This is a genomic window from Microbacterium sp. (assembly GCF_035687345.1).
Taxonomy (GTDB): domain Bacteria; phylum Actinomycetota; class Actinomycetes; order Actinomycetales; family Microbacteriaceae; genus Microbacterium.
The window spans coordinates 21,872-28,273 of record NZ_DASRXZ010000088.1; the positions used below are offsets into that span (position 1 = coordinate 21,872).

Annotated in this window: 8 protein-coding genes; 6 read left to right on the forward strand and 2 right to left on the reverse strand. The window is 70.3% G+C overall.

Features of this window, described 5'->3' with window-relative positions; all coding sequences use genetic code 11:
• The first annotated feature begins 30 nt into the window (after positions 1–30).
• The 5 genes from VFF97_RS09885 to VFF97_RS09905 all read left to right on the forward strand — a co-directional run bounded on the left by VFF97_RS09885 (position 31) and on the right by VFF97_RS09905 (position 4,279).
• Entirely contained in the window at positions 31–438 is a 408-nt protein-coding gene (locus VFF97_RS09885; protein WP_325033329.1) for a metalloregulator ArsR/SmtB family transcription factor, read from the forward strand.
• Position 439: 1 nt separating this feature from the next.
• Positions 440–1,105 (forward strand): SRPBCC domain-containing protein, encoded by a 666-nt coding sequence (locus VFF97_RS09890; protein WP_325033330.1) that lies wholly within the window; start codon positions 440–442, stop codon positions 1,103–1,105.
• 78 nt (positions 1,106–1,183) lie between these two features.
• Positions 1,184–2,296 carry an alpha/beta hydrolase gene (locus VFF97_RS09895; RefSeq protein ID WP_325033331.1) on the forward strand — a complete coding sequence of 371 codons (1,113 nt, stop codon included), beginning with the start codon at positions 1,184–1,186 and terminating at the stop codon, positions 2,294–2,296.
• 31 nt (positions 2,297–2,327) lie between these two features.
• Complete coding sequence (locus VFF97_RS09900) at positions 2,328–3,296, forward strand: cation diffusion facilitator family transporter (protein ID WP_325033332.1); 969 nt, start codon at positions 2,328–2,330, stop codon at positions 3,294–3,296.
• Positions 3,297–3,352: 56 nt separating this feature from the next.
• On the forward strand, positions 3,353–4,279 hold the full coding sequence (locus VFF97_RS09905; RefSeq protein ID WP_325033333.1) for an LLM class F420-dependent oxidoreductase: 927 nt from the start codon (positions 3,353–3,355) through the stop codon (positions 4,277–4,279).
• A gap of 103 nt (positions 4,280–4,382) precedes the next feature.
• Here VFF97_RS09905 and VFF97_RS09910 read toward each other — a convergent pair whose 3' ends face one another.
• Positions 4,383–4,814: a nucleoside deaminase gene (locus VFF97_RS09910; RefSeq protein WP_325033337.1), complete on the reverse strand. Its 432-nt coding sequence runs from the start codon at positions 4,812–4,814 to the stop codon at positions 4,383–4,385.
• Positions 4,815–4,921: 107 nt separating this feature from the next.
• Between VFF97_RS09910 and upp the strand changes: the two genes are divergently transcribed.
• Positions 4,922–5,554 (forward strand): uracil phosphoribosyltransferase, encoded by a 633-nt coding sequence (upp, locus tag VFF97_RS09915; RefSeq protein ID WP_325033334.1) that lies wholly within the window; start codon positions 4,922–4,924, stop codon positions 5,552–5,554.
• Here upp and VFF97_RS09920 read toward each other — a convergent pair.
• Positions 5,539–6,018, reverse strand: coding sequence for a hypothetical protein (locus VFF97_RS09920; protein ID WP_325033335.1), 480 nt, complete (start codon positions 6,016–6,018; stop codon positions 5,539–5,541). The genes upp and VFF97_RS09920 overlap by 16 nt on opposite strands.
• Between the last annotated feature and the right edge of the window lie 384 nt (positions 6,019–6,402).

Consider the following 6,402-nt stretch of genomic DNA (forward strand, 5'->3'; position numbering starts at 1 on the left):
TTAATTAAGCACGGATGCAAATATGGGCGCATGCACGCCCTCGACGTCCTCGGCGATCCGGTCCGCCGGCGTCTTCTCGAGCTCCTCGCCGACGGCGAACGGCCCTCGGGCGAGCTCGCCGAGGTCGTGACGCGCGAATTCGGGATCTCGCATCCGGCGGTGTCGCAGCACCTCCGCGTGCTGCGCGAGGCGGGGTTCGCCGTCGTGCGCCCCGACGGCACCCGCCGGCTCTATGCGATCGACCCCGCCCCGCTCGAAGCGGCGGCCTCGTGGTTCGACCCGTTCCGACGGTTCTGGCAGCCCAAGCTCGACGCGCTCGGCACCGAGCTCGCGCGCGGCCGGCGGCAGCGCCGGATGGTCGAGGGGCAGGCGTCGCGCGAGGAGCCGGCCGACGAGGCGTCCGATGATCCGACCCCCGAGGAAGACGAGGAGAACTGACATGGTGGACGTGAACGCACAGGTCGCCGCGGTGGACCGCGCCGTGCGCGACGACGAGCTCGACGGTGCGCCGACGTGCGTGCAGTCGCTCGCGCAGACCTACCCTTCCCCGATCGACGACGTGTGGGACGCCGTGACGTCGGCCGAGCGCATCCCGCGCTGGTTCCTGCCCGTGTCGGGCGATCTGCGGCTCGGTGGCCGCTACCAGCTCGAGGGCAACGCGGGCGGCGAGGTGCTCGAGTGCCGACCCCCTGCCGACGGAGCCGCCGGCTACCGCGTCACGTGGGAATACGGCGGCGGGGTCTCGCGGCTCGAGGTCGCGTTGCGGAGTGACGGCGACGGCTCGACGCGCGTCGAGCTGATCCACACCGCGCGCATCGCCGACGTGCCGCCTGGATTCTGGGAGGCGTACGGGCCGGGCGCGACCGGTGTCGGCTGGGACGGCGGCCTCCTCGGACTCGCGCTGCACCTCGCCGGAAGCACCGACGTCACACCCGAGACAGCCGAGGCGTGGGCCTTCACCGACGAGGGCAAGGCGTTCTACCGCGCGGCGGCGACCGCGTGGGGCGAGGCGCACATCCGAGGCGGCGGAGAGCCGGAAGCGGCCCGCACCGCCGCCGACGCGACCTACCGCTTCTACACCGGCGAGCCCGAACCTGAAAGGTGATTCACATCCGTCTCGAACGCGGTCTATAGTCGGGATATGGGGGCGACGACGCCTCCCCGTTTCAGCGAAGGACCGGCCATGACCCTGTTCGACGGCATCACCCAAAGACTGGTCGAGACGCCCCGGCTCACCGTCGGAATCCTCGAGCGCGCGGGCGACGATCCCGAGACTCCGCCCGAGCGCACGGTCGTGCTGATCCACGGCAACGGCTCGTCGTCGCTGTTCTGGCAGGAGACGATGCTCGACCTGCCGTCCGACCTCCGGGTGATCGCGATCGACCTGCGCGGCTACGGCTTCACCGAGCACGCGCCGATCGACGCCACCCGCGGTGTGCGCGACTTCAGCGACGACGTAAAGGCGACGCTGGACGCCCTCGGGATCCCGACGGCCCACCTCGTCGGCTGGTCGATGGGCGCCGGCGTCGTCATGCAGTACGCGCTCGACCACCCCGTGCTGAGCCTCACCCTCGAGTCTCCGGTCTCTCCGTACGGCTTCGGCGGGACGCGGCGCGACGGCACTCGCTTGACCGACGACGACGCCGGATGCGGCGGCGGCGCCGGCAACCCCGACTTCGTCGCGCGGCTCGAGGCCCACGACACGAGCGACGAGGCCCCGACCTCGCCGCGCAACGTGTTCCGGGCGCACTATGTGGCGGCGAACTACACGACCGAGCACGAGGACGTGTGGGTCGAGTCGATCCTGTCGACGTCGACCGCGACCGGGAACTACCCCGGCGACTCGGTTGCGTCCGAGAACTGGCCCGGCTTCGCCGCCGGCACCGTGGGCGTGCTCAACACGATGGCGCCGAAGTACTTCAACGTCTCCGGCATCGTCGACCTGCCCCGCAAACCCCCTGTGGTCTGGATCCACGGCACGGCCGACGCGATCGTCTCCGACGCCTCGTTCTACGACATCAACCACCTCGGCGCGCTGGGCATCGTCCCGGGCTGGCCGGGGCCGGAGGCGGCACCCGCGCAGGAGATGGTGTCGCAGATGCGCGACGTGCTCGGCCGCTACGCCGAGCGCGGCGGCGAGGTGCGCGAGCTGAACCTCGAGGGCGTCGGGCACTCGCCGCACCTCGAGCGGCCCATCGAGTTCCGGCAGGCGCTGCTCGAGGTCATCGGGTACGTCGGCCACCCGGCCGACCCCTCTCCCCCGACCGAGCAGATCGTCATCCGCTCCTCGGACTGACGGCGGGCGGCCGATCCGTAGACTCGGAATCATGAGTGCATCGGGCGGCGGCAAGGCCATCATCGCGGCGTTCCTGGCGAACATGGGCATCGCGGTCGCGAAGTTCATCGCCTGGTTCCTCTCGGGATCCGCCTCGATGCTCGCCGAGGCCATTCACTCCGTCGCCGACTCGGGCAACCAGCTGCTGCTCATGCTCGGCGGGCGCCAAGCGAAGAAGCGCGCCGACCGCGAGCATCCGTTCGGCTACGGCCGCGAGCGCTACGTGTACGCGTTCGTCGTCTCGATCATCCTGTTCTCCGTCGGCGGCCTCTTCGCGATCTACGAGGGCGTCGAGAAGCTCACGCATCCTCACGCCCTGGACCCGCAGTGGTGGTGGCTGCCGATCGCGGTGCTCGTCATCGCGATCGTGCTCGAGTCGTTCTCCCTGCGCACGGCGGTCGTCGAGAGCAACCACGTGCGCAAGAAGGGGCAGTCCTGGGTGCAGTTCGTGCGCCACGCGAAGGCCCCCGAGCTGCCGGTGGTGCTCCTCGAAGACATCGGCGCCCTCACGGGCCTCGCGTTCGCCCTATTCGGTGTGGGGCTCACGGTCATCACGGGCAACCCGGTGTTCGATGCGATCGGCACGCTCATGATCGGCACGCTGCTCATCATCATCGCGATCGTGCTCGGCATCGAGACCAAGAGCCTGCTCGTCGGCGAGGGTGCGACGGACGCCGATCACCGGCTCATCGTCGAGGCGATCACCGAGGGCGGCGAGATCGAGCGTCTCATCCACATCAAGACCCTCTACCTCGGTCCGGACGAGCTGCTCGTGGCCGCGAAGCTCGGCTTCGCCACCGACCGCACCCTCGCCGACGTCGCGCACGACATCGACGCGATCGAGAAGCGCGTGCGGGCGGCGGTCGCGGCGGCCAGGGTCATCTATCTCGAGCCGGACGTGTTCCGCGGCGACCACCCGCGCCCGGCGACGGATCAGATCGTGCTGAGGTCGACCGACTGATTCCACCCACCGGATGCGTGTGGGATCCGGTGTCCGCGCGCTGGAAGACTGGCTCCATGGAGTACTGCGTCTTCACCGAACCCCAGCTCGGCGCGACCTACGGCGATCAGCTCGCGTTCGCCCAGGTGGCCGAGCGCCACGGCTTCACGGGCTTCTTCCGCTCGGACCACTATCTCTCGATGGGTTCGCGCGACGGGCTGCCTGGTCCGACGGACGCGTGGACGACCCTCGCCGCGCTCGCGCGTGAGACGACGAGCATCCGCCTCGGCACGCTGGTCTCGCCCATCACCTTCCGTCACCCGGGCATCCTCGCGATCCAGGTGGCACAGGTCGACGAGATGTCGGGCGGACGCGTCGAGCTGGGTCTCGGCGCCGGGTGGTACGAGCGCGAGCACGAGGCGTATGGGATCCCGTTCCCCGCGAAGCGGTTCGGCCCGTTCGAGGAGCAGCTCCAGATCGTGACCGGCCTGTGGTCGACGCCGCTCGGTGAGACGTACTCGTTCTCGGGCCGCCACTACACGCTCGTGGACGCACCGGCGCTGCCGAAGCCCGTGCAGCAGCCGATCCCGCTCATCGTCGGCGGTGGTGGAACCCGTCGCACGCCCGACCTCGTCGCCCGCTTCGCGACCGAGTACAACCTCGGCTTCCCGAAGGAGGACGCGATCCAGGAGCGACTCGACCATGTGCGCGCGGCGTGCGAGCGCATCGGCCGCGACCCCGGGTCGCTCAAGATCTCGATCGCGATGTCGACGATCGCGGGCGCATCGGATGCCGAGATCGTCCGTCGCGCGGAGCGCATCGGCCGCACGCTCGAAGAGGTGCGCGACGGAACGAACATCGTCGGCGGCCCCCACGAGATCGCCGAGCGAATGGATCGGTACCGCTCGTTCGGAATCGAGCGCGTCTACCTCCAGCTCCTCGACCTGCAGGACGTCGACCACGTCGAGTACCTGGGCGCCGAGGTTCTGCCGCAGTTGCCGTAGTCGTTCACCCTGGTGACATAGGTTGGCTTGCGTCCCGCTGCGCGGGGTGCCCTCCCGGCGAGACATTCCCCCGCCGGCCTTCGGTCGGCTCCCGCCGAATGAGTCAGCGCTTCGACTCGAAGAAGTCGCGCAGCAGCGCGGTGGCGGCATCCGCTTCGACTCCCGCGACGACCTCGGCGCGATACGGCAGCCGTCGATCGCGCACGACGTCGTACATCGAGCCGGCTGCGCCAGCCTTCTCGTCCCACGCGCCGAACACGAGTCGTGACACGCGCGCCTGCAGCAGGGCACCCGCGCACATGACGCACGGCTCGAGCGTGACGACGAGCGTGCAACCCTCGAGATTCCATGAGCCGACGGATGCCGCCGCCTCGCGCAGCGCGACGACCTCGGCGTGCGCCGTGGGGTCGTTCGTCACCTCGCGGAGGTTGCGTCCTTCGCCGATGATCGAGCCCGAGGCATCCGTCACCACCGCGCCGACCGGGACGTCGCCGCGGGCGCCCGCCTCGGCCGCGAGCACGAGCGCGCGCCGCATCGCGGCGAGGTCGGTGGGCGAGTTCACATCCCAGAGCGTACGCGGATGCCGCATCCGCCGCGCCCGCGGCCCCTCGGGGATGCGCCGCGGCCCGATAACCTGAGTGCATGCGCCTGCACGTCGCCGACCACCCGCTCATCACGCACAAGCTCACGGTGCTGCGCGACGAGCGCACGCCCTCGCCGGTCTTCCGCCAGCTCACCGAGGAGCTCGTGACGCTCCTCGCCTACGAGGCCACGCGCAACGTGCGCGTCGCCCCGATCGAGATCCAGACGCCCGTCTCGAAGACGAACGGCGTGAAGATCGACGAGCCCCGGCCGATCGTCGTCCCGATCCTGCGCGCGGGGCTCGGCATGCTCGACGGGATGGTCAAGCTGCTGCCGACGGCCGAGGTCGGATTCCTCGGCATGGTGCGCAACGAAGAGACGCTCGAGCCCACGACGTACGCCGAGCGCCTGCCGCTCGACCTGAGCGACCGCCAGTGCTTCGTGCTCGACCCGATGCTCGCCACGGGCGGCTCGCTCGGCATGGCGATCGACTTCCTGTTCCGCCGCGGCGCGCAGGACGTCACGGCGATCTGCCTCCTCGGTGCTCCCGAGGGCGTCGCTGCGATCGAGCGCCAGGTCGGCGAGCGCGACGTGACGCTCGTGCTGGGCGCACTCGACGAGCGCCTCAACGACAAGGGCTACATCGTGCCCGGGCTCGGCGACGCGGGAGACCGCCTCTACGGCACGGTCTGACGCCCGCGCGCGGCGTGCGAACCGCGCGTGCTGTGCGACTTCGCGACGGCCGCGTAGAACACGAGATCGGCCGCGATCTTGCCGGCGAGCAGGCCCCAGATGGGCTCGGGCGCCATCCACACGCCCAGCATGAGCGCGGCCGGACGGACGATGAGCGTGTCGACGAACTCGACCGGCCCGAACTCCGCCATGAGCAGCGCGAGCGCGCCGCGCCGGTCTCGACCGTGCGCGGCGATCGAGTGCTCGGAGTAGATCGTGATCGCGAGCACCCCGTAGAACCCGATGACCGCGCCGGCAAGCCCGGCGAGGGCGATGGTGACGGGCGCGTCGGTCCAGACGGTGACGCCGAGGCCGGCGAGCACGAGCGCCGCCGTCCCGGCGATCTCACCGGGCAAGTGTCGGCACACCCAGAACACCGGACCGCGACGGACCGCCCCGGCGTCGGTGATCTCGATCGTGGTCATCGCGCGCTCCTCTCGCGCAGAAAGGAGAGGGCGCGTGCGCGGGTGATACACCAGTTGCGGCATCCACCCCTCGCCGAGCGGATGCCGCAACCTGCGCGTGAGCGCTCCGCAAGGTTACGGGGCCCGCGGAGCGACCCCAACAGGGTTGACATCCCGGCCTGGGCGTCATAGAGACTGACACACCGAACGGGGTGCACCGCGTGACGCCCTAGTCGATGAGAGGCGCATCCGGCGGCGGGCGGCGTCCCGTCTCCTGCTCCCAGAACTCGAGCTGTTGCGTGAGGGCTTTCGCGAGCTCGAACACCTGCTCGGGAGGGATCCGGATGCGGCTCACGACGCGGGCCGGAACGACCGTACGCCGATCCCCGGTCTCTGGGTTGACCT

Coding starts and splice junctions, on each gene's coding strand:
- VFF97_RS09905 (WP_325033333.1), top strand. CDS start 3,353: ATGGAGTACTGCGTCTTCACCGAACCCCAGCTCGGCGCGACCTACGGC.
- VFF97_RS09890 (WP_325033330.1), top strand. CDS start 440: ATGGTGGACGTGAACGCACAGGTCGCCGCGGTGGACCGCGCCGTGCGC.
- VFF97_RS09900 (WP_325033332.1), top strand. CDS start 2,328: ATGAGTGCATCGGGCGGCGGCAAGGCCATCATCGCGGCGTTCCTGGCG.
- VFF97_RS09895 (WP_325033331.1), top strand. CDS start 1,184: ATGACCCTGTTCGACGGCATCACCCAAAGACTGGTCGAGACGCCCCGG.
- upp (WP_325033334.1), top strand. CDS start 4,922: ATGCGCCTGCACGTCGCCGACCACCCGCTCATCACGCACAAGCTCACG.
- VFF97_RS09920 (WP_325033335.1), bottom strand. CDS start 6,018: ATGACCACGATCGAGATCACCGACGCCGGGGCGGTCCGTCGCGGTCCG.
- VFF97_RS09910 (WP_325033337.1), bottom strand. CDS start 4,814: ATGCGGCGCGCGCTCGTGCTCGCGGCCGAGGCGGGCGCCCGCGGCGAC.
- VFF97_RS09885 (WP_325033329.1), top strand. CDS start 31: ATGCACGCCCTCGACGTCCTCGGCGATCCGGTCCGCCGGCGTCTTCTC.